Source organism: Crossiella cryophila, from assembly GCF_014204915.1.
GTDB lineage: Bacteria > Actinomycetota > Actinomycetes > Mycobacteriales > Pseudonocardiaceae > Crossiella > Crossiella cryophila.
The window spans coordinates 6,927,852-6,948,402 of sequence record NZ_JACHMH010000001.1; the positions used below are offsets into that span (position 1 = coordinate 6,927,852).

General features: G+C 69.9%; 16 protein-coding genes and 1 riboswitch. Of the genes, 8 read left to right on the forward strand and 8 right to left on the reverse strand.

What is annotated here, in order from left to right; genetic code table 11:
• Nucleotides 1-26 precede the first annotated feature (26 nt).
• Nucleotides 27-1,217: an FAD-dependent monooxygenase gene (locus tag HNR67_RS30255; RefSeq protein ID WP_185005584.1), complete on the forward strand. Its 1,191-nt coding sequence runs from the start codon at nt 27-29 to the stop codon at nt 1,215-1,217.
• Here the strand turns inward: HNR67_RS30255 and HNR67_RS30260 are convergent.
• From HNR67_RS30260 to HNR67_RS30280, 5 genes are read right to left on the reverse strand one after another with little or no spacing between them, the layout of a single operon-like run.
• Nucleotides 1,138-2,370, reverse strand: coding sequence for a cytochrome P450 (locus tag HNR67_RS30260; RefSeq protein WP_185005585.1), 1,233 nt, complete (start codon nt 2,368-2,370; stop codon nt 1,138-1,140). The two genes, HNR67_RS30255 and HNR67_RS30260, sit on opposite strands and share 80 nt — an antisense overlap.
• A complete protein-coding gene (locus HNR67_RS30265; protein ID WP_185005586.1) occupies nt 2,367-3,071 on the reverse strand; it encodes a class I SAM-dependent methyltransferase in 705 nt (234 codons plus the stop codon). The genes HNR67_RS30260 and HNR67_RS30265 overlap by 4 nt, the downstream gene beginning before the upstream one ends.
• Nucleotides 3,064-5,013 (reverse strand): KedN5 family methylcobalamin-dependent radical SAM C-methyltransferase, encoded by a 1,950-nt coding sequence (locus tag HNR67_RS30270; protein ID WP_185005587.1) that lies wholly within the window; start codon nt 5,011-5,013, stop codon nt 3,064-3,066. The genes HNR67_RS30265 and HNR67_RS30270 overlap by 8 nt, the downstream gene beginning before the upstream one ends.
• A 43-nt stretch (nt 5,014-5,056) precedes the next feature.
• Complete coding sequence (locus tag HNR67_RS30275) at nt 5,057-6,214, reverse strand: cytochrome P450 (RefSeq protein WP_185005588.1); 1,158 nt, start codon at nt 6,212-6,214, stop codon at nt 5,057-5,059.
• A 14-nt stretch (nt 6,215-6,228) separates the two neighbouring features.
• A complete protein-coding gene (locus HNR67_RS30280; protein WP_185005589.1) occupies nt 6,229-7,419 on the reverse strand; it encodes a cytochrome P450 in 1,191 nt (396 codons plus the stop codon).
• A 203-nt stretch (nt 7,420-7,622) separates the two neighbouring features.
• On the opposite strand from HNR67_RS30280, the gene HNR67_RS30285 reads away from it, so the two are divergent.
• From HNR67_RS30285 to HNR67_RS30295, 3 genes are read left to right on the forward strand one after another with little or no spacing between them, the layout of a single operon-like run.
• Nucleotides 7,623-9,530, forward strand: a complete 1,908-nt coding sequence (locus HNR67_RS30285) for a B12-binding domain-containing radical SAM protein (protein WP_185005590.1) — start codon at nt 7,623-7,625, stop codon at nt 9,528-9,530.
• A complete protein-coding gene (locus HNR67_RS30290; RefSeq protein WP_185005591.1) occupies nt 9,527-10,717 on the forward strand; it encodes a cytochrome P450 in 1,191 nt (396 codons plus the stop codon). Before HNR67_RS30285 ends, HNR67_RS30290 begins: the two co-directional genes overlap by 4 nt.
• 10 nt (nt 10,718-10,727) lie before the next feature.
• Nucleotides 10,728-11,543, forward strand: coding sequence for an alpha/beta fold hydrolase (locus tag HNR67_RS30295; RefSeq protein ID WP_185005592.1), 816 nt, complete (start codon nt 10,728-10,730; stop codon nt 11,541-11,543).
• Between the two features lie 9 nt (nt 11,544-11,552).
• Here the strand turns inward: HNR67_RS30295 and HNR67_RS30300 are convergent, their stop codons facing one another.
• Nucleotides 11,553-13,223 carry a BTAD domain-containing putative transcriptional regulator gene (locus tag HNR67_RS30300; protein WP_185005593.1) on the reverse strand — a complete coding sequence of 557 codons (1,671 nt, stop codon included), beginning with the start codon at nt 13,221-13,223 and terminating at the stop codon, nt 11,553-11,555.
• 154 nt (nt 13,224-13,377) lie between these two features.
• Here HNR67_RS30300 and HNR67_RS30305 point away from each other — a divergent pair, with 154 nt between their 5' ends.
• Nucleotides 13,378-14,121 carry an AfsR/SARP family transcriptional regulator gene (locus tag HNR67_RS30305; RefSeq protein ID WP_185005594.1) on the forward strand — a complete coding sequence of 248 codons (744 nt, stop codon included), beginning with the start codon at nt 13,378-13,380 and terminating at the stop codon, nt 14,119-14,121.
• Nucleotides 14,122-14,175: 54 nt separating this feature from the next.
• Complete coding sequence (locus HNR67_RS30310; RefSeq protein ID WP_312988342.1) at nt 14,176-14,955, forward strand: SDR family oxidoreductase; 780 nt, start codon at nt 14,176-14,178, stop codon at nt 14,953-14,955.
• A 16-nt stretch (nt 14,956-14,971) separates the two neighbouring features.
• Here the strand turns inward: HNR67_RS30310 and HNR67_RS30315 are convergent, their stop codons facing one another.
• Nucleotides 14,972-15,967, reverse strand: coding sequence for an aldo/keto reductase (locus HNR67_RS30315; protein WP_221490107.1), 996 nt, complete (start codon nt 15,965-15,967; stop codon nt 14,972-14,974).
• Between the two features lie 191 nt (nt 15,968-16,158).
• Here HNR67_RS30315 and HNR67_RS30320 point away from each other — a divergent pair, with 191 nt between their 5' ends.
• Both HNR67_RS30320 and HNR67_RS30325 read left to right on the forward strand, forming a co-directional pair.
• Nucleotides 16,159-18,357: a cytochrome P450 gene (locus HNR67_RS30320; protein ID WP_185005596.1), complete on the forward strand. Its 2,199-nt coding sequence runs from the start codon at nt 16,159-16,161 to the stop codon at nt 18,355-18,357.
• A gap of 21 nt (nt 18,358-18,378) precedes the next feature.
• A riboswitch (guanidine-III (ykkC-III) riboswitch) is annotated at nt 18,379-18,443 on the forward strand.
• A gap of 36 nt (nt 18,444-18,479) precedes the next feature.
• On the forward strand, nt 18,480-18,791 hold the full coding sequence (locus HNR67_RS30325; protein WP_185005597.1) for a DMT family transporter: 312 nt from the start codon (nt 18,480-18,482) through the stop codon (nt 18,789-18,791).
• Between the two features lie 39 nt (nt 18,792-18,830).
• On the opposite strand, the gene HNR67_RS45070 is transcribed toward HNR67_RS30325, so the two are convergent.
• Nucleotides 18,831-20,537 (reverse strand): cellulase family glycosylhydrolase, encoded by a 1,707-nt coding sequence (locus tag HNR67_RS45070; RefSeq protein ID WP_312988344.1) that lies wholly within the window; start codon nt 20,535-20,537, stop codon nt 18,831-18,833.
• Nucleotides 20,538-20,551 lie beyond the last annotated feature (14 nt).

Below are 20,551 nucleotides of genomic sequence, written 5' to 3' on the forward strand. Positions count from 1 at the left end.
ACGGACTCCCTTCCAGGACAACGGTCATGACCCCGCTGGCGGTGATCGCCGGGGCCGGGGTGGCCGGACTCACCACCGCGGTGGCGCTGAGTCAGGCGGGCTGGCGGGTGCGGGTCTTCGACCGCGACCCGGTGCTGGAACCGCTGGGCGCCGGGCTCGGCCTGACCCCGAACGCCTTGCGTGCCTTGGATGTGCTCGGTCTGGGTGACGCGGTGCGGGACCGGGGCGCGGTGCAGGAGACCGGCGGCATCCGCCGTCCGGACGGCCGCTGGCTCGCCCGCTCGGACCTGGCCTTCATCCGGGCCCGCTTCGGTGACCCGGTGCTCGGCCTGCACCGCCGCGACCTGATCACCCTGCTGGCCGACGCGCTGCCCGCCGGAACCCTGCGCACCGGGGTCACCGTCACCTCGGCCACCCCGGGTGATGCCGACCGACTTTCTTTGGTGCGCACCACGATCGGCGAGCTGACCGCGAACCTGGTGGTGGCCGCCGACGGCATCGGGTCCAGGCTGCGGACAGCGCTGTTCCCCGAGCACCCCGGGCCGGTCTACGCCGGGTACACCAGCTGGCGGATGGTGGTGCCGATGCCGGACTATCCGGTCGCGGCCACCGAGACCTGGGGCCGCGGCACCCGCTTCGGCGTGATGCACCTGCCCGACGGCCTGCTGCACCTCTCCGCCAACTCGGTCGCCCCACCCCGGCAACGGGCCCGCGACGAACGCGCCGAGGTGCTGGCCCGCTTCGGGAACTGGCACGCGCCGATCCCGGAACTGCTGGCCGCGGTGCGACCGGGTGCGGTGCTGCACCACGATGTTGCCGAACTCCTCCGTCCACTGCCGACATTCCACAGTGGACGGATGGTGCTGGTCGGTGACGCCGCGCATGCCATGACCCCCAACATCGGACCGGCCTGCCTGGCCATGGAGGACGCGGTGACCCTCGGTCTGCTGCTGCCCGCGGCCAGGGTGTCGGAGCAGGCAGCGGCCCTGGCCGCATACACCGCGTTGCGCCTGCCGCGGGCCGTGGCGTTGGCCCGCCGGTCCCGCCGGGTGGGGCTGGCCGGGCAGTGGACCTGGCCGCCGGCGGTGGCTGCGCGCAACCTCGGTATCCGGCTCGGCGGGCTGCTGCCGAGCAGGGTCACCGCGCGGGCGCTGGACGGTTCGGTGGACTGGTGGCCGCCCGCCAGGCCACCGGCAGCGCGGTCAGCCCGCGGATGAGCTGCTGGGTCTTCCAGACCAGTTCGTCCTCGGGCACCGCCAGCCGCAGCTCGGGCAGGCGGGCCAGCAGCCGGTCCAGCGCGACCTGCAGCACCATCCGGGCCGCCGAGGCGCCCAGGCAGTGGTGCGGGCCGTGGCTGAAGGCCAGGTGCGGGTTCTCCGGGCGGTGGAAGTCGACCCGCTCCGGACAGCCGAAGGCGGCCGGATCGTGGTTGGCGGCAGCGGGATCCACCAGCACCGGCTCGCCGGCGCGGATGAGCACCCCGCCGACCTCGACGTCCTCGGTGGCGTACCGGGGCAGGCCCGCGCCCGCCTCCAAGGGCACCCAGCGCAGCAGTTCCTCCACCGCGGCCGGCATCAGGTCCGGGTCGGTGCGCAAGGCGTCGAGGAGGTGCTGGTTGGTGAGCAGTACGTAGGCGAAGTTGGGGATGTGCGAGGCGGTGGTCTCGTACCCGGCGACCAGCACGGTCATCGCCAGCATGATCAGTTCCGGTTCGGACAGGTCGGCCTCGCCCTTGGTGACCATCGCGCCGAGCACGTCGTCGGTGCGGTCGGTGCGGCGGCGGCGCAGCAATCCCTCCAGGTAGTCCCACATCTGCCCGGCGACCTCCTCGGATCGCTCGGGGCTGACCGCGGCGGACAGGGCCAGGTCCGACCACTCGCGGAACTGGTCCTGGTCCTCGCGCGGGATGCCTAGCACCTCCGAGATCACCGTGTTGGTCAGCGGCAAGGCGTAGCGGGCCACCAGGTCCTGCACCGGACCGGCCGCGAGCATGTCATCGAGGAGACTGTCGGCGACCTCGATCGTCCTGGGGCGCAAGGCTTCCGCGCGGCGCTGGGTGAAGGCGCGGGCGACCAGGGTGCGCACCCGGCTGTGCTGCGGCGGGTCCATGGTCACGATGCCGGTGGTGGAGTTGTAGGGCATGGAGCGCGGCACGTCCCTGCCGTGCATGGCCTCCCGGGAGAACCGCTGGTCGACCAGCACGAACTTGGCGTCCTGGTATCGGGTGACCAGCCAGGCCTGTTCGCCGAAGGGCAGGCGCACCCGCAGCACCGGTTCCTCCCGGCGCAGCCGGTCATAGAGCGGGTCCAGGCGCAGGCCTTCCACGGCGAAGGGGAAGGCCCGCGCCTGGGTGGCGGGATCGGCGGTCATCGCAGGCGCCAGCCCAGCAGCTCGTCCGGCGCGTCGGCCCGGTCGAATCCGGCCGCGGCCAGTTCGGCGTCCAGCTCCGCCTCGGTGATCGGATAGGCGTCGATCTCCTCGCGTTCCTCGATCCCCGGCTCCTCGCCGACGGTGATCCGGTAGGACCAGCTCAGTCGCAGCACGCCTTCGCGCACCGGGCGGCCCTCGTACTCGATGTCGTAGCGGGCCCGGCCGACCTGGAGGCTGCCCGCGGCGGGCGGGATGGCCTCGGCGGAGGAGGGTTCGGGCCGGTCCTGCAACAACAATCCGCCGGGGTTGAGCGAATCAGCGCAGACCTGCCAGAGTTTCTGGCGTTCTTCCGGGGAGAAGCAGAGCAGCATGCTGATCAGCACCACCGCGTCCACCCGCACCGGCAACCGCACCGCCAGCGCGCTCATCGGCATGACGGTGACCCGGCGTTGCAGGTCGGGTCTGCGGGCCAGGCGGGACATCAGCACCGCGCGCATCGGCGCGGCCGGTTCCACCGCGAACACCTCGCCGGGACTGGCATCGGCGATGGTCTCGGTGACCAGTCCGGTGCCAGCGCCCATTTCGAGGACGCCGTTGGCGCAGTCGGCCACCGCCTTGGCCACCGCGCGCTGGGTGGGTTCCTTGTACGGCAGGGCGAAGAGTTCGTGGTACTGGGCCATATACGTGTAACGGTCAGTCATGGGATACCACGCCTCTCCGGTTGTCACTGAACATCTCCCGCGCCAGCCTGCCCATGTAGTAGACGATCTCCTCGTGGTTGGTGGAGGTCACGAAGTTGCGGGCGCCCGCCTTGTAGTACAGCGAGGTCTCCTGCTCGCCGACGGTGTGTGCGTAGGACTCGCCGCGGCGCAGCGCCAGGCACATCGCGGGCACGTCGCAGGCCAGCGTGATGTGGTGGCGAACGTGGAACAGGTCGCCCTCGACCTCCACCAGTGGCAGGGTCTCGTTGGCGTACAACGGCGAGGGCTCCCGGCCGGGGCTGCTGTAGGCGGGCAGGGTGAGCAGGTCGTACTCGAACGCGGTGTCCAATAAGGACGCGTGCTCGCTGGGCACCTGTGGCAGCAACGATTCCCGCCACCACCGGCGCAGCTCGTCCTTGGCCTCCACCGTGCCGTAGACGTACTCCACCACCGGGCCGAGCACGTCGGAGTCGGTGAAGGAGCTGTTCAGCCCGTGCTGGAAGGGTTCGGCGGCCGGGGCGGTGCTGCGCTCGAACCAGTCGATCAGCGAGCGGATGGCCTGGGACTGGGTGATGCCGCCGAGTTCGCGCAGCGGGCCCCACAGGAAGCGGAACACCGGGTTCTCCGCGACCAGGCGGGAGAAGAAGATGAACCGGTGCATGTACCGGTTGTCCTGCGGGGTCATCGTGTTGTGCGCGATGAGGTACATGAAGTCGTCGTTGTTGCCGCGCACCGTGATCAGCCCGTGCTTGGCCCGGTCCTCGGCGTAGGCGGTGTTGGGCAGGATCAGCATCGGGTAGACCGCGACCCTGGAGACGTGGTTGGCCAGCCGGTCATAGCCTTCCATGAAGGACTGCACGGTCTCCCCCGGCGCGCCCCAGATCAGTTCGGCGTAGCAGGCCATGCCTTCCTTGCCCAGCCATTCGGCCAGGCTCTCCCAGTCGTTGACCTTCATGTTGCGCCGCTGCATGCCTTCCAGCGCATCGGGATTGAGGGTTTGCAACGCCAGGGTGAACGAGCTGTGCAGCCCGGCCTCCTTCATGGCGCTGACGATCTGGTAGAAGAGCTTGGACTTGTTCTTGGCCCAGGAAGTCTCGATGCTCTTGGGGAAACCGAGCCGTTGCCGGATCTCGATGACGTCCTCGACGAACTCCAGGTCGATGGGCAGCATGCCGAAGTTGGCGTCGCACATGACGATGGTGTGCACCTTGTGCTTGGCGAACAGCTCCACCTCCTGGCGCAGCCGCTCCCGGGAGAAGGCCCGCACCCGCTGCCCGACCGCCCCGCCCCAGTAGCAGAAGGAGCAGCGGTACGGGCAGCCGCGGTTGGTCTCCATCAGGGCCACGTCGTAGCGGAAGTTCCCGTCATCGTCGGTGAGTTCCAGGGTGCCGGTGAGCACCGGGGAGGCGATGATGTCCAGGTCGTCGATGCGCGGGCGTTCCTCGGTGGTGACGAACCCGCCGTAGCCGGACTGGAAGGAGATGCCCAGGATGCCGCCGAGTTCGTTGCGCGCCTTGCCGTCCAGGTGCGCGTGCAGGATGTCGCGGAAGGTCAGCTCGCCCTCGCCGTTGACCACGATGTCCACGTCCGGGAACATGCCGAAGACCCGCTTGGCCTGATTGGCCACGTGGTTGCCGCCGAAGACCACCCAGCCATCCGGGTTGACCTGCTTGAAGGTCTCGGCCAGCGCGGCGAAGGACCGGTAGTTCCAGCCCAGCACGGAGAAGGCGATGATGTCCGGCGCCTGTTCGGCGAAGAGTTCGCTGGCCATGCCGAACAGGGTTTTGCCGCCGTCGAAGTTGATGATCCGGATGTCCATGGCCGCGGCCAGCCGTTCGTCCTGCAACGCGGTCGCCTTGAGGTACCCGGCGGCCAGCGGCATGGATTCCAGGGCCATCTCCCAGATTCCCTGCTGGATCAGCCACACCCGTGTCCGCGTCATGGGCTCCGTCCTCACCTCAGTGTCCGAAGTAGACAGTGCGTGCTCACCAGGCGACCGGCAGGGCGCTGGGGCCCTGGTCGAGCAGGCCGGCCCGTTGCGGCAGTTCGTCCACTGGCACCGCCAGCCGCAGGGTGGGGAAGGTCTGGGTCAGCGCGGTGAAGGCTTCCTGGAGTTCGAGTCGGCCGACCGCGGCGCCCAGGCAGTGGTGCACGCCGTGCCCGAAGGCCAGGTGCAGGTTGGCCGGGCGGGTGCGGTCGAAGCGGCCGGAGTCCGGGAAGCGTTGCTCGTCCCGGTTGGCGCAGGCCGGTGGCGCGATCACGGTGTCCCCTGCCTTGATCAGCACCTCGCCGATCCGGACGTCCTCCTGGGCGATCCGCACCAGGCCGCCGATTTCCGAGGCGTAGCGCAGGATCTCCTCGATCGCGCCGGGCACCAGGGACGGGTCCTCGACCAGTTCGAGGTAGTCCTGTGGGTGGGTGAGCAGGGTGAGCGCGCCAAGGCCGATGGTGTTGCCTGCGGTGACGTAACCGGCGATCAGGATGCTCTCGGCCATGGTGAGCAGTTCCCGCTCGTTGAGCCGGTCGTTGTCCTCCTCCCGCACCGAGATCAGGTCGCTCAACAGGTCTGGGCCGGGGTTGCGTTGCTTGTCCGCGATCAGCCCGGCGCAGTACTCGTCCAGGCTCTTGCCGGCGGCCATCACCTCCTCCTGGCTGAACGCGTCCAGCGACAGGATCGCCTCCGACCAGCGCCGGAAGTCGGCCTGGTCGACCACTGGCACGCCGAGCAGTTCGGTGATCACCCCGATGGACATGGGGAAGGCGAATATCTCCACCAGGTCCGCGGGCGGTCCGGCCGCGGCCAGGTCCCCGGCCAGTCGCTTGGCCAGGTCCTGCACCTTGGGGCGTAAGGCTTCCACCCCGCGCACGGTGAACGCCTTGGACACCAGCCTGCGCAACCGGGTGTGCCCCGGCGGGTCCTGGAACAGCGAGTCCTCGGTGGCCGCGGCCGCGCCGGGCGCGCGCACCCCGAAGCGCAGATCCGAGAGCACGAAACGGATGTCCTCGTACCGGGTGACCAGCCAGGCCGGTTCGCCGGAGTTGGTGGTGACCCGGCTGACCGGCTCCTGGGCCCGCAGCCGCGCGTACTCCACCGGCGGTTCGGTGACGGACGGGCGGGCGAACGGGAAGGGCGGTGCCCCCATCGGCGTCTCCTTCGTTACCAGGTCACGAGCAGGGCGGCGGGGCTCTGGTCGAGCAGGCCGGTGCGCATCGGGATGCGCTCCACCGGCAGCACGGTCCGCAGCAACGGGAAGGCCGAGCTGAGCACCTCCAGGGTCACCTGGAGTTCCATCCGGCCCAGCGCGGCGCCCAGGCAGTGGTGGATGCCGTGGCCGAAGGCCAGGTGCGGATTGTCCGGCCGGGTGATGTCGAAGCGGGCCGGTTCGGTGAACAGCTCCGCATCGCAGTTGGCCGCGCCCAGCTCGGCGAAGACGGTGTCGCCCTTGCGGATCAGCGCCGGACCCAGTGGCACGTCTTCCTTGGCGATGCGCATCAGGCCGCGTTTGCCGAACTGGCAGCGCAGGATCTCCTCCACCGCGCCCTCGATCAGCCCGGGATCGGCGACCAGGCGGTCGTACTGGGCGCGGTTGCTCAGCAGGGTGAGCATGCCGAGGGTGATCGCGTTGACCGTGCTGACGTGCCCGGCCACCAGCAGGGTGACCGCCATGGTGCGCAGTTCGCCGGTGCTGAGCCGGTCGTCCTCGTTGTCCCGCACCGCGATCAGCGCACTCATCAGGTCGCTGCCGGGCTTCTGGCGCTTGGCCTCGATGAGTTCGGCCACGTACCCGTTGAGGTTCTGCCAGGCCGCGCCGATCTGCTCGGGGGTGTGCGCGGTCATGCTGACCACGGCTTCGGACCAGGCGCGGAACTCGGCCCGGTCCGGCGCGGGCACGCCGAGCAGTTCGCTGATCACGGTGATGGACAACGGGAAGGCGAAGTCGGTGACCAGTTCGGCAGGCGGGTAGTCCGTGGCCATCGCCCCGGCCAGCCGGTCGGCGGTGCGCACCACGGCGGGCCGCAGCTCGGCCATCCGGCGGGCGGTGAAGGCCCGGCCGACCAGGCGGCGCAACCGGCTGTGCCCCGGCGGGTCCTGGAACAGCGACTCCTCCGGCCCGTCCTCGGCGTTGTCCCCGGCCGCGCCGGCGAAGCGGATGCTGAAGCGGGGATCGGCGAGCACGAACCGGACGTCCTCGTACCGGGTCACCATCCAGGCGTGCGTGCCGTTCTCGGTGATCACCCTGGCCACCGGGTTCTCCGCGCGCAGCCGGGCATAGGCCGCGGGCGGTTCGGTGATCGAGGGCTGGGCCAGCGGCAGCGACACCGCCGGGGCACGCTCGGGTGCGCTCATGCACGTCTCCTCACACCGCCGCCGGGGATCCGGAATCGAGTACTGACGCTAGAGAACGGCGCTGGTCATGCGGCTGCACCCGCACTGGAGCGAACCGGCGCCGCCGTCCAGTTCTGGTGCAGTCCGGCGCCAAGCGGACCGCCGTAGGGTCCGGGACCGACATCGCCTTGGGCTGTGTGCCCAGTGGACGGAGGCGCACCGAGATGACGACCGTGGCACTGGTGGAGATCCACTCCTGGCACAGCTTCCTACCGCTGGTATCCGGCTACCTGCAGAGCTACGCCCGCCAGGACGAGGCGGTCGCGCAGCGGTACGAGTTCGAGATCCTGTCCCGGCACACCTCCGACGGCCGGGTCAACCTGGTCGCCGAACTGGCCGAGCTGGACAGCGATATCTACGCGTTCAGCTGCTACATCTGGAACGGCACGCTGGTCCGCGAGGTGCTGGAGGACCTGGTCCGGTTGCGGCCTGACGCGCAGTACCTGCTGGGCGGGCCGCAGGTGATGAACCACGGCGAGGACTACATCCCGGCCGGGGCGCACAACGTGGCGGTGTGCAACGGCGAGGGCGAGATCACCTTCCTGGAGTACCTGCGCGAACTGGCCGCCGAGTCACCGGATCTGGGGCGGGTGCCCGGGTTGAGCTTCCGCCGGGACGGCCGGGTGACCACCACCCTGCCCGCGGCCCGGATCAAGGAACTCACCGAGGTGCCGAGTCCGTTCGTGGCCAACCTGTTCACCGATTCGACCTACCACGTGGCGGTGCTGGAGACCAACCGCGGCTGCCCGTTCCGCTGCGGTTTCTGTTACTGGGGCGCGGCCACCAACGACAAGGTGCACCGCTTCGAGATCGACCGGGTCAAGGCCGACATCGAGTGGATCGCCCGCAACAACATCTACGCGGTGATGATCGCCGACGCCAACTGGGGCCTGTCCGCACGCGATATCGAGCTGACCGAGTACATCGTGGAGTGCAAGGAGAAGTACGGCTTCCCGTACTGGGTGACCATCCAGTCGGCCAAGAACAGCCCGGAGCGGGTGTCCAAGATCGTGGACATCCTGTTGCGCGGCGGGCTGATCACCCGCCAGCCCATCTCGCTGCAGAGCGTCAGCGACGAGGCGCTCACCCTGATCGAACGCAAGAACATCAAGCGGGAGACCTACTCCGAACTCCAGGCCGACCTGCGGGCCCGCAACATCCCCTCCTTCATCGAGCTGATCTGGCCACTGCCCGGGGAGACCCTGGCGTCCTATGTGGACGGAATCGTGCAGCTGTGCCGCACCGGCGCGGACATGATCAACGTGTACCCGCAGCTGTTGCTGCACAACACGCCGATCTACGAGCAGCGGGAGATCTTCGGCGTGGTGACCGAGCGGGTGCCCAACCCGGTGGGCGAGGCCGAGCTGGTGGTGCGCACCAAGTGGGTCGACCGGGAGCAGTACGACGAGGGTGTGTGGTTCTGGTACGCGCTGCTGTCCCTGTACGACTCGCGCGGGCTGTACTTCGTCTCCAGCTACCTGGACCGCAACGGGATCGCGCCCTTCGACGAGGTGTTCAAGGCGGCGATCGCGTTCTTCAAGCAGCGGCAGGACTTCGAGCTGTGCCGCTACATCAAGCACTCGGTGGAGACCCTGGACCACTACGAGTACAGCAACGGCGGCCTGGTGGCACACCGGATCCAGCACAGCATGCGCCAGGACAACGACCGGCTGATGCACGAGTTCGCCTCCAGCCAGCCATGGTGGTCGGATCCGACCGTGCGCGCGCTGTTCGAGCTGGACATGGTGGCCCGGCCCTACCCCTACATCGAACCGGTGCAGGAACCCGGGGTTCCGTTGAAGGAGGTGGACATCTTCGAGCTGGGCGAGCACCACCTCACCGTGGACCTGCCGCCGCACCTGGTCGCCGAACTCATCGAGCGCAAGCTGCTGGACGATCCCGCCGTCCGCCGGGTCCGGCTGGACTTCACCGGCAAGAACAAGCAGGTCTGCGCGGATGAGGACGACGCGCTCGCCAACGGCCTGTACTGCGCCAACCTGCTGGAGCAGATGCTGGACATGCTGCCCGAGTACCAGGTCTGCGATGCCGCACTGACGGGAGAGACCCGATGACCACCCAGGACATGCCCGCCCTGCCCTTCGACCGTCCGACCATCCTGGACATCCCGCCGATGCTGCGGATCCTCCAGGCCGAGCGCCCGATCACCAAGGTGCGCACCATGATGGGCGATGAGGCCTGGCTGGTCACCCGCTACGACGAGGCCAAGTACCTGTTCACCGACCCGCGCCTGATCCGCTCGCACCCGGACCCGGAGAACGCGGCCAAGGTCAGCGAGTCGGCGATGATGGGCGGCCCGGTCGGCACCTACGAGACCGAGGACTACGACCACACCCTGATGCGCTCCCTGCTCGGCGGTTCCTTCTCCGCCAAGCGGATGCGGATGCTGCGGCCCCGGATCGGCGGCCTGGTCGACGACCTGCTGGACGAGATGGCCAAGAAGACCCCGCCGGTGGACCTGCACCAGGAACTCGCCTTCCCGTTGCCGGTGCTGGTGATCTGCGAACTGCTGGGCGTGCCGTATGAGGACCGCGAGCAGTTCCGGATCTGGTCCGAGGGCGCCGCGGACATGTTCAACGGCGAGCACTCGCTGGAACAACTCACCGAACTGCGTGCCTACACCGGATCGCTGATCGAGAAGCGCCGCAAGGACCCCGGCGAGGACGTGATCTCCGACATCGCCCGCGCCTACGACGAGGGCAAGCTGAACATGGACTACGCGGTCGGCCTGGCCACCGGCCTGCTCTTCGCCGGCCACATGACCACCGTGGTGCTGGTCGAGTTCGGCACCCTGCACCTGTTGACCTATCCCGAACAGCGCCAGCGGATGCTCGACGACCCGGCACTGGTGGAGCCCGCGGTGGAGGAGATGCTGCGGTTCACCGACGCCGGCGGCGGCAACTTCGTCCGCTACGCCCGCGACGAGATCAAGATCGGCGACGTCACCATCAACTTCGGCGAGGCGGTGCTGATCAGCGGCATCGCCGCCAACCGGGACCCGCGCTTCTGGGACGACCCGGACACCTTCGACATCGGCCGGGAGACCAACTCGCACCTGTCCTTCGGCAGCGGCAGGCACCTGTGCATTGGCGCGACCCTGGCCAGGGTGGAGCTGGAGGCGGTGTTCAGCCGGTTGTTCCAACGCTTCCCGACCATGCGGTTGGCGGTGCCGGTGGAGGAACTCGAACTCCTGGACAACCTGCTGCCGGGCGGGTTGGTGAGCCTGCCGGTCACCTGGTAGTCAGGTAGGCATGCATGGGGGCCAGACGATCGAGCAGCGCGCGGCGGAGTTCCACCGGGTGCACCGGACCAAGGACCTGGGCGAGTGGCGGTACTACACCGCGGGCGCGGGCGAGGCGGTGCTGCTGTTGCCCGGTGGCGCGGGCATCGGCATCGGCTGGCTGGATCTCGCGCTCGCGCTGCACCCCGCCTACCGCACGGTCACCGTCGACTACCCGCCGACCGCGGCCACCCTGGCCCAGCTCGCCGACGGGGTCCTGACCGTCCTGGACGCCGAGGGCATCGGCCGGGTGCACCTGGTCGGGCAGTCCGCGGGCGGCATGCTGGCCGAGGTGCTGATCCAGCGGGCGCCGGAGCGGGTGGCCTCGGTGGTGTTCAGCGGGACCGGGCTCTACGGCGCGGAGGACGTGGACCGGCTGGCGGGCAAGGTCGACGGGATCCGGAACACGCCGTGGGAGCAGACCATCGACGCCGCGCGGACCGCGTTGCGTGCCGTCTGGCAGGGCTCGGCCGAGGGTGAGTTCTGGATCGGCCAGGTCGAGGCGGGCTACCGGCGGTCCGGGCGGGATGGGCTGGCCAACTCCCTGGCCATGCTGCTTGATCTCGCCCGCGACTCCGGCGCACTGCGACCAGGCTGGGACGGTCCGGCGTTGTTCCTGGCCGCCGAGGACGACCCGTTGATCACCGCGACCCATCGGCAGCGGCTGCTCGACCTGCACCCCGGGCACACGCTGCGGCTCTTCCCCGACGGTGGGCACTCGCTGCTGATCACCCGGCCCGCCGACTACCTGGCCGAGATCAGCGCGCACCTGGCGGCCGTGGTCTGAGGCCGGGGGTCACACCGGGTACTGGCGGATCCAGTCGATCTCCATGCTGGCCGGTCGCAGGTCGTTCTCCTGTGCCAGGTCCAACTTGATGGTCGGGCGCATCCGGCGGGGTGGCAGCCGGTCCTGCTCCGCGGTGTGGAACCACTTCTCGCCGTTGACGTAGCCGGTGAGGCCGTGCTCGGTCCATTCGACCGCGAAGTGGTTCCACTGGGTCAGGTCGACCGCGCGCTGGGCGTTGTACCGGTCCGGGTATTTGCCGCTGGACAGGAAGAACTGCGCGCGTTGCCGTTCCGGGTCGAAGACCTCCAGGTAGACGATCTCGCCGCCGGCCGGGGAGTCGTTGGCGACCGGCCACAGGGTGAGCAGCGGGCGGTAGCAGGCGCAGCCGGGAGGGAGCCGGACGCGGGCTTCCCAGCGGCCGCGGAAGGTGCCTTCGTTGCGGGTCAGGTAGCCGGTGTTGCCGCTGGCGTCGCCGGTGATGGTCACCAGGTCGTCCCGGACGCTCACCCGCTCCGGGATTTGCTGCCCTCGGCCCTCGTGACCCGGTCTGGGACCGGCCGGGGTCCAGCCGTCCAGACCGGTGCTGAACTCGGCGGCGTGCGCCGGGATGCCCCAGCCGTACCGGTCGGCGGCGGTGATCGCGGCTCCGCCGGAGGTCTTCGGCCACCACTGGATGGCGATCACCAGTCCGGCGGCCAGCACCGCGGTCAGCGCGAGCGAGGCGGCCACGATCACCCGGGACCGGCGCGGCCGCCGCCTGCTCGGCGGTGGCGCGGGTACCGACCGAGCGGTCGGCGCGGGCGCGTCTACCGACCGAGCGGTCGGCGCGGGTGCGTCTACCAACCGTCCGGTCGGCGCAGGTGCCTCTACCGACCGTCCGGTCGGCGCGGGCGCGGGCCTGGGTGGTGCGGGCGCTGGTTGGCGCTTGCTCGGTGTGCTGGGTTCGTCGGCCGCCAGCAGGCGTTGGTGGGCCGCGCGTAACGCGGTGCCCGGCTCGATGCCGAGTTCGTCCACGATGACCCGGCGCGCGTCCTGGTAGGCCAGCAGCGCCTCGGCCCGGCGGCCGCCCGCGTCCAGCGCGTCCAGCAGACGTAGCCAGGTCGGTTCCTTGAGCGGGTCCTCGGTGGTCATCGCGCGCAGCTGGCCGATGGCCTCGCTGTGCCTGCCCGCCGCGACCAGTGCGTCGGCCAGGGTGGTGCGGGCCGACCAGCGCAACTCGGTCAGCCGGGCCAGTTCGACCTTGGCCGCCTCGATCTCCAGTGACTCGAACGGCTCACCGCGCCACAGCGCCAGCGCCTCGGTCACCAGCGCCACCGCACACGCCGGGTCCGCCGCGAGCGCGGCGCCTGCCTGGCCGATGAGGTCCGCGAAGGTCATCGTGTCGAGTTCGGCGCGGGCCACGGTGAGCCGGTAGGCGCCGGGCTGTCGTTCCAGGCGGTTGGCGTGCGTGTCGACCGGGGCGAGCAGTTTGCGCACCTGGCTCACGTAGCTCTTCAGGTTGCCCGCCGCCGACGGGGGCGGGCCCGCGGGCCAGATCGCCTCGATCAACTCGTCGTCGGGCACCCAGCGGTTGGCGTGCAGCAGCAGGGCGGACAACATCCGGCGGGGCTTGTCCGCGGCGAAGGCCAGCACCCCGGCAGGCCCGTGCACCTCGAGTACGCCGAATACCCGGAACAGCACCCTTGCCCCCTCGGACTCCGCCCAGCGCGGCCGAGCATCGCACAGCGAATGTGCGGGGCGGGAACACCGTCAGCTTCCTGCCGAACCGTCCCTGAACGCCTGCTGAACCCCGGATGCCCAGGGTGGGTCCTTCCCCGAGGAGGAGAGGCAACCCATGAGCGAGACCGTGCTCCGGTTGTTCGGCCACCTGGAGTTGTGGCACGCGGACCGGCCGCTACCGCTGCCACCGGCCAGACCCCAGGCCCTGCTGACCGCACTGGCACTCTGGCGCGGCCAGTGGTGCGATACCGACCGATTGGTAGGGACGCTGTGGGGCGAGCACCCACCCCCGTCCGCGCTGGTCAACCTGCGCGCCTTCATCTGCCAGTGGCGCAAGCTACTGACCCCCCAGAACACCCTGTCCATCGACAGTAGACGCGGCGCCTATCGCCTCAACCCTGGCGACACCGTCATCGACATCGCCGAGTTCGAAACCCTGCTCGCCGACGGCGACCGCGCCCTGGCCGCGGTGGACCCCGGCACCGCGGCCAGCCGGTTCGAGGCCGCCCTGGAGCTGTGGCGCGGCACGCCGTTCAGCGCGCTGGGGCTGTGCGCGCTGGCCGAACAAACCCGGCTGACCGAGCTACGGGACCGCGGCCGCTCCGGGCTGGTGACCGCGTTGCTGGCGCAGGACCGGCACGCGGAGGCGGTCACGGTGCTGCGCCAGGCGGTGGCGGCGCAACCGTATGACGAGCGGGTGTGGGCGCGGCTGGTGAGCACGCTGGAGGTGGCGGGGCGGCGGGCGGACGCGCTGGCGGCGTACCGGCACATCCAGGGGCTGCTGTGGGAGGAGCTGGGGATCGCGCCGGGGCGGGAACTCCAGGCCGCCCGGCTGCGGGTGCTGGCGCCGACCTCCTGAGCAGGCTCGACATCATGGTCATCGGTGCACCACCCGCTCTGCTTGACTGTCGCGGTGGACAGTAGAGACGACCGGTACATCGCCGGTGCACCAGCGCCGATCTCCGTGGTGACCGGCGCGGGCTCGGGCGTCGGCCGCGCGGTCGCCCGCGAACTGCTCGCCGCCGGGCACCGGGTGGCACTCGCGGGTCGCCGCCCCGAGGCACTGACCGAGACCGCGGGCGACACCGCACCCGACTCGGTCCTGGTGGTGCCCACCGACGTCACCAGACCCGAGTCGGTGGAGGCGTTGTTCACCGCCGTGCGCGAGCGCTGGGGCCGCCTCGACGTGCTGTTCAACAACGCCGGCGTCAACGCACCGGCCACTCCCCTGGCCGAGTTCACCCTCGATCAGTGGCAACGGGTGCTGGACACCAACCTCACCGGCGCGTTCCTGTGTGCCCAGGCCGCGTTCCGGCTCATGCGGGACCAGGATCCGCAGGGTGGGCGGATCATCAACAACGGCTCGATCTCCGCCCAGGTGCCGCGGCCGAACGCGATCGCCTACAACGCCAGCAAGCACGCGATCACCGGGTTGACCAAGTCGATCTCGTTGGAGGGCAGGGCTTTCGGCATCGCCTGCGGGCAGATCGACATCGGCAACGCGGCCACCGAGCTGACCGAGCGGATGAAGGCCGGGGTGCTCCAGGCCGACGGGTCGGTGGCGCCGGAGCCGACCATGGACGTGACGCATGTGGCCGAGGCGGTGCGCTACATGGCCGGTCTGCCCCTGGCCGCCAACGTGCAGTTCATGACCGTGATGGCCACGACCATGCCGTTGATCGGCCGGGGCTGACCGGACCTGCTCAGCACTACCAGCGGTTGGCGACCTGCGGGGCGATCAGCTCGTCGTAGACCTCGCGCACCGTGGCCAGGGTCTGCTCGTCCAGTGGCGCGAGATCGGCCGCGGCGGCGTTGCCGCGGGCCTGTTCGGCGTTGCGAGCGCCCGGGATCACCACACTCACCCCGGGCTGGTCGATGATCCAGCGCAGCGCGAACTGCGCCATCGTCGCCGCGTCCGGGACCAGCGGGGCCAGGCGCCGCACGGCTTCCAGGCCGGTGGTGTAGTCGACGCCGGAGAAGGTCTCGCCGACGTCGAAGGCCTCGCCGTGCCGGTTGTAGGTGCGGTGGTCGTTCGCGGCGAAGACGGTGTTCTCGTTGTACCGGCCGGAAAGCAGGCCGCTGGCCAACGGGACGCGGGCCAGGATGCCGACGCCCGCTGCCGCGGCGGCAGGCAGGACCTCGGCGAGGGGGGCCAGGCGGAGCATGTTGAGGATGATCTGCACGCTGGCCACGCCGGGGCGGGCGATCGCGGTCAGGGCTTCGGCCCTGGTCTCCACGCTGACGCCGTAGGCGGCGATCCGCTTCTCCGCGACCAGGGTGTCCAGGTTGTCGAAGACCTCGTCCGAGGAGAAGACCGCGGTGGGCGGGCAGTGCAGCTGGACCAGGTCCAGGGTGTCCACGCCCAGGTTGGTGCGGGAGCGGTCGGTCCAGGCGCGGAAGTTGTCCAGGGTGTAGTTGGCCGGGTCCTGTTCGACCCGGCGGCCCATCTTGGTGGCCACGGTGATGCCGTCGCCGTGGGAGGCCAGGAACTGGCCGACCAGGCGTTCGCTGCGGCCGTCGCCGTAGACGTCGGCGGTGTCGATCAGCGTCATGCCCGCCGCGGCGGCCGCCTCCAGCACGGCCAGGGCCTGGTCCTCCTCGACCTCGCCCCAGTCCGCGCCGAGCTGCCAGGCGCCCAGCCCGACCACGCCGACCTGCCTGCCGGTCCGCCCCAGAACTCGCTTCTCCACCGTGTTCCTCTCCATCACCAGGTGCTCGACTCCGCAAGCATCTCACGCAACGTAGCAACCCTTAGGACAATCCGGAACTTCGCCACCTCCGTGGGGTTAACCAGGTTGTCCGGCCGGATTTGCGCTGCTTACCATCGTGAATCAGCCACCGCACCGGACCCGGGAAGTCACATGTGCTCAGCCAGGATCACCCGCCGGGCCAGCGCATGACGGATACGCTGCGTGACGCGATTCGCTACCGGCTGCCGGACCTGGTCGCCCCGTTCCCACCTCCGCCGCGCCGGGCCGACTGGGCCGGTTTGCGGGCGCGGACCTGCCGGTGGGGCGAGCGGCACGGGGTGATCAGCCTGCGCGGGCGTGGGCGGCTGCTCGGGTCGAATCTGCTGGACCTGGGTGGCGCGATGCTGGGCGGCGCCGACCCGGGGCGGGCCTCGGTGCTGCTGGACTGGTTCCTGTGGATGCTGCTGCTGGACGACCGGGTGGACAACGGTCCGTGGGCGGAGCAGGACGGGCTGGCCGCCTTCGCCGTCGCGGTGGCCGAGGCGACCCGGCCGACAGCGCTCCCACCGCCGATCCGGCCGCCTGATCCCGCCGCCGCCGAGCCGATGAGCGCGGTGCTGGCCAACGACCTGTGGCCACGCACCGCCGCTCTGGGCGGGCTTGACTGGCAACGGCGGTTCACCCGGCACCTGGCCGAACATCTTGCCGCGCAAAGGGAATCGGTCCGACTGCGTGGCCTGCCGGACGCCGTGCTGCCGGAATCCGCCTACGCCCCGCTGCGTCGGGCGCTCTTCGGCGCGGACGTCTTCTTCGACCTCATCGAGGTGCTGGACGGTCCGGAGTCCGAACCGAACGAGTCCACCCAGCGCCTGCGGGAGTGCGCCGCGGACGCGATCGCCTGGACCAACGACGTGTACTCGCTGGAGAAGGATCTCGGCTTCGGCGAGTCGGCGAACCTGGTGCTGGTGCTCAGGAACGAGCTGGACCTGTCCTGGCAACAGGCCGTGGACGCCGCCGAGCAGGCGATCATGCGGCGCACCAAGGAGTTCGAACGCCTTGCGGCGCAAGCGGAAAGCTCGTTCCCGCGACGGCTGGGCGAGACGATCCGCGCCTCGCTGGACTGGCATCGGGACAGCAGTCGCTACCGCAGGCAGCAGGCCATTCCCGGTCCGGCGCTGGACCTGGTGGACAGTGCGCGCACGGTGCCGAGTCTGCTGTGGCCGGACTGCGAGCACGACCCGTACGCCTTCTATGCCTTGCTGCGCAACCGTTTCCCACTCTTCTACGACGAGCCGATCGACACCTGGTTGCTGAGTCGCTACGAGGACGTCCGCCTCGTCCTCACCGATCCCCGGTTCAACTCGGCCAACTACGTCTGGCAGCTCGCGCCGGTGGTCGGCCCCACCATCATGCAGATGGACGGCCCGGAACACAGCAAGCACCGCGCGGTGATCACCCCCGCCTTCCTCGGCAAGGCACTGGCCGGGCTGCGGGTGGAGGTCCAGCGGATCACCGACGACCTGGTGGCCGGGGTGCTGGAGCGGTTGCGGCACGGGCCGGTCGACCTGGTCGAGCACTTCACCCGGCTGCTGCCGCACCGCACGGTGATCTCCGTGCTCGGCCTGCCGCCCGCCGACGAAGCCCATTTCCTGCGCTGGTTCCCGACCCAGATCTCCTTCCTGGCCAACGATCGGCAGGACCCGTCCCTGTTCGCGCGGGGCCGCACCGTGCGCGCGGAGTTCTCCGCCTACCTCGACGACCAGATCGCCCAGCGCCGCCGGAATCCTGGCCCCGACCTGCTTTCCAACCTGTGTCAGGCCACTGTGGACGGACAGCCGCTGGCCGACGAGTTGATCAGGGGCTTCTGCGCCAACCTGGTCGGCGCGGGCAGTGAGAGCACCGACAAGGCGATGGCCTCCTACCTGGTCAACCTGCTGGAGAACCCGTTGGCGCTAAACGAAGTCCGGGCTGATCCGGCCGAGGTCACCCCGCGGGCCTGGGCGGAGAGCCTGCGGCGCAACCCGCCCTTCCACGTGGTCAGCAGGCAGACCAGCGAGGCGGTCGAGCTGCCGATCGGGCGGATCCCGGCGGGGGCCACCGTCGGCTGCGTGGTGGGCTCGGCCAACCGCGATCCGGTGCGCTTCCCCGACCCGGACGCCTACGACCTCACCAGGTTCGCCGAGGCCACGGTGGCCAGGGAGTTCACCGCCAGGGCCAGTCAGCTGAGCCTGGGCGCGGGCAGGCACTTCTGTCTGGGCGCCCGATTGTCCTTGGTGGAGGCCGAGATCGGCGTCGGCACCCTGCTGCGCGCCCTGCCCACCCTGCGCTGGGCACCCGGCTTCACCCCCCGGGAGATCGGCAGGCTGGTGCGGGCACCCGCGGAGCTGCTCGTGGTCGCGCCCTGAGTGCGGCGTGCTAGCTTGGAGGTGGTCGTCGGCGACGGCGGCCCCGGACGAGCGCGTCGTACCCGGCTTCGACAAGACGGCGCAGTGGGCAATGTCGGTTTCTTGCTGCTGCGAGGTGTCTGATGGCGTGGGTTGTGCTGGTCATTTCCGGTGTTTTCGAGGCGGTGTGGGCGGTCGCGCTCAGCGTGTCCGACGGTCTGCGCCGCCCGGTGCCGACGATCGTGTTCGTGGTGGGGCTGGTGCTGAGCATGGGCGGACTGGCCTACGCGTTGCGCCAGATCCCGGTCGGCACCGGTTATCTGGCCTGGGTGGGCATTGGCGCGGTGGGCGCGACCGTCTACGGCATGGTGGCCAACCAGGATCCGGTGACCGTGGCCAGGGTGCTCTGCCTCGGGCTGGTCGTGGCCGGTGTGGTGGGGCTGAAGGTGCTGTGACGCGGGCGGCCGTCGCGCAACGGCCGCCCGCGTCCTCGATCAGCCGGTCGGGAACTCGTCCGGAGTCCGCATGCGATCGCGGATCCAGATCCCGGCCGGCTTCAGCACGCCGGTGCCGGTGAAGTTGCTGCCTGCGCAGGTGCCGGGCTTGAACACCGCGCCGGAGCGGTTGTCGTCGGAGAAGTTCCAGTTCGTCCAGCCGATCTTGTTGGCCGCCAGGAAGTCCAGGTACTTCTGCGAGTAGGCGAAGTCGTTTCCGCCGTCACCGCTGGAGGTCTGGGTGCCGAACTCGGTGATGAAGATCGGGATCCTGGAGGCGGCCCGCTGCAACGAGTTGAAGTACTCGTCGTGGTGCGAGGCCGCGTAGAAGTGGAAGGTGTACATGAAGTTGGTGGCGTTGATCGGGTTGTTGATGATGTCGGACTCGTCGCGGCCGTCGGAGATGCCGAAGGAGCCCCAGCCGTGCGTGCCCACGAAGACCACGCCGTCCGGGTCCTGCGCGCGGATCACCGGGATCATCTGCTCCGCGTAGGTCTTGATCTTCGCCCACGCGGTGCCGTTGGGCTCGTTGGCGATGTCGTAGATGATGTTGGTCTTGTCCTTGTGCCGCTGGGCGATCTCGGTGAAGAAGGTCTTGGCCCGCGCCAGGTTGTAGTTCGGGTCGCCAGGGGTCAGCTGGTGCCAGTCGACCAGGGCGTACATGCCGCGCTTGGTGGCCTCCTCGATGTAGCCGTGCACCATGTCGGTGAACTTGCGCGGGTCGGTCTCGTAGCCGCCCTCCTGGATGTACATGGCGATGCGCAGGACATCGCCGCCCCAGTCGGTGGCCAGCGCGTCCAGCGAGGCCGTCTTCACGCACTGGCTGTACCACTGGATGCCGTGCGTGCTCATGCCGCGCAACTGGATCGGCTTGCCGTACTGGTTGCACAGCTTGACGCCACAGACGTGCAACTGCCCGTTGATGTCGGCCGGGCGGCCACCGCCGCCGCCCGTCGAGGTCTTGACCTGGATGCTCGCGCTCCAGCCGGACAGGTTGCCAGCGGCGTCCTTGGCCCGCACCGAGAACGTGTAGTTCGTGTTCGGGCTCAGGCCGCTGACGGTGGTGCCGGTGTCGGTCGGGTTGCCCGCGGTCACACCGTCCCGCTGGACCTCGTACCCGGCCACGCCCACGTTGTCGGTGGAAGGGTTCCAGGCCAGCGTGACGCTGGTGGCCGAGACCGCGGTGGAGCGCAGATTCCCCGGGATGGTGGGCGGTTCGGTGTCCGGCTCACCACTGGCGGTCTCCGCGTCCAGGCGGTCCAGGTTCGGGCCGCCGTTGGCCGTGGTCGCGGTGCCGCGGATCTTGTTGGCCCCGGCGGTCAGGGTGACCGAGGCGGTGGCGGTGCGCCAGGTGGTCCAGGCGCCCGTGCCGGGGAAGGCCAGTCCGCTGACCGCGGCCCGGCCGTTCACCGTGACGTTCAGCGGCCGATTGGCCGTGGTTCCGTTGGCGTAACGGAAGATCAGCGTGGCCGGTCCCGCCGTGGCGGCGTTGACCGTGAACTCCACGTAGCTGCCGGTCTCGTTGTCGTAGTTGACAAAGCCGGTGCCGGTGAACCCGGCGTGATTGGACTCGACCACGCCGTTGGAGATGGTCGCGGTCTCGGCCTGGTACTCGGTCGCGACCGCGACCGCGTTGGCCAGGGCTGGGGTTGGCGCTGCCAATGCCAAGGCCGCCAACAGGGCGAGTAATCGGGGGCGGAGTGCCACTTGTGCCTCCCAGT